At 70.1% G+C, this 1437-nt stretch carries 3 protein-coding genes; 1 reads left to right on the forward strand and 2 read right to left on the reverse strand.

All coding sequences use genetic code 11. From position 1 onward, the window contains the following. Nucleotides 1-262, reverse strand: a 262-nt coding sequence (locus tag I5I_RS17335) for a hypothetical protein (protein WP_036321185.1), incomplete at its 3' end; no start/stop codon positions are given. Then, entirely contained in the window at nucleotides 253-732 is a 480-nt protein-coding gene (locus I5I_RS14155; RefSeq protein ID WP_051039645.1) for an RNA polymerase sigma factor, read from the reverse strand. The genes I5I_RS17335 and I5I_RS14155, both read right to left, overlap by 10 nt. A 117-nt stretch (nucleotides 733-849) precedes the next feature. On the opposite strand from I5I_RS14155, the gene I5I_RS14160 reads away from it, so the two are divergent. Beyond that, nucleotides 850-1437, forward strand: a 588-nt coding sequence (locus tag I5I_RS14160; RefSeq protein ID WP_036321189.1) for an RNB domain-containing ribonuclease, incomplete at its 3' end; no start/stop codon positions are given.

Below are 1437 nucleotides of genomic sequence, written 5' to 3' on the forward strand. Positions count from 1 at the left end.
CGTAGCGAAGGCGTGTTCGTCGGTGATGACGCGCGCGTGCGGTTGGCCCAGGCGTCTCGATCGGGTGGGCGATCCGGTCGGGCTGTCGCAACGTCGTGAACACGACCGCCGTCACGACGACGGCAACCAGAGCGGCGGCGGCGACGCCAGCCACGATGCGCGACCGCCGCGCACGTGCTGCCCGCAGGCGACCGACGCCGGTGACCACACTTTCGCGAAGCTCGGCGTGCTCCCGCGGGGTGAGTTCTTCGTTCAGGTCCACGATGCCTCCAGTGCCGCCATCCCGTCCCGCAGTCGGCCTTTCGCGCGAGACAGCCTCGATTTGACGGTGCCGACGGGGATGCCGAGCGCATCCGCCGCCTCACGCTCCGAGTAGCCCTCCAGCACCACGAGAACCACGACGCTGCGCTCCACATCCGGGAGCTGTGTGAGCGAGGCGAGCAGGCCGCTCTCGTCCGGCGCCACGGGTGGACCGACAGCCGCCGCCGCGGGCGTCCGCGACAGCAAGGCACGGTAGCGCCGACGAGATCGCTCCACATTTCGGGAGGCGTTGACGACAGTGGTCAACAGCCAGGGCAGCGGAGAGCCATCGACGAGACGCACCGCGGCCTTCTTCCGCCATGCCTCGAGAAATGCGATCGCCACGGCATCCTTGGCGTCCTCCCGATCAGCGAGCAGACGACACGCCTGACGGAAGAGACGGGCCTCGTGGAGATCGAACAGGTCGCGCATAGCCGCATCGTCACCGGCGCATAGCCTTCGCCATGCGTCCGCATCGTCATTGCTCACACTCTGTAGTGTCCAGCATGGGCCAAAAGGTTCGCGCCGCTGTCCACCTACACTGGGCGCGTGGCTCAGCGTCGCTCCAGACTCATCGGCAGTTCCATCGGTGGTCAGCTCGCTGCGTCACTGCGGGCCCTGCGCCAGGCCCTCGATCTCCCGGAGGGCTACCCCGCCGATGCTCAGGCCGAGGCCGAGCGTGCCGCCGGCTCCGTGCCGGTCGCGCCCTCGACCCCCGGCCTCGCCGATCTCCGCGATATCGCCTTCCTCACGATCGACCCGGCCGGATCGACCGACCTCGACCAGGCGCTGCACCTGGAGCGCACCTCGACGGGCGCCGTCCTGCACTACGCGATCGCGGACGTTCCTGCGTTCGTGGCACCCGACGGCGCGCTGGATGCCGAGACCCGCCGTCGCGGGCAGACGCTGTACGCGCCGGACGGACGGATCCCCCTGCACCCGGCGGTGATCAGCGAGGACCACGCGTCCCTGCTGCCGGGCGTGGACCGACGCGCGTACGTGTGGCGGTTCGTGCTGGACGAGGGCGCCCGCCCGACGGAGACGACCATCACCCGCGCGATCGTGCGGTCGCGGCGCCAGTGGTCCTACTCCGAGGCACAAGAGGCGATCGACGCCGGGACTGCCCCCGCCACCCTC

This window comes from Microbacterium sp. B24, assembly GCF_000333415.1.
Lineage (GTDB): Bacteria > Actinomycetota > Actinomycetes > Actinomycetales > Microbacteriaceae > Microbacterium.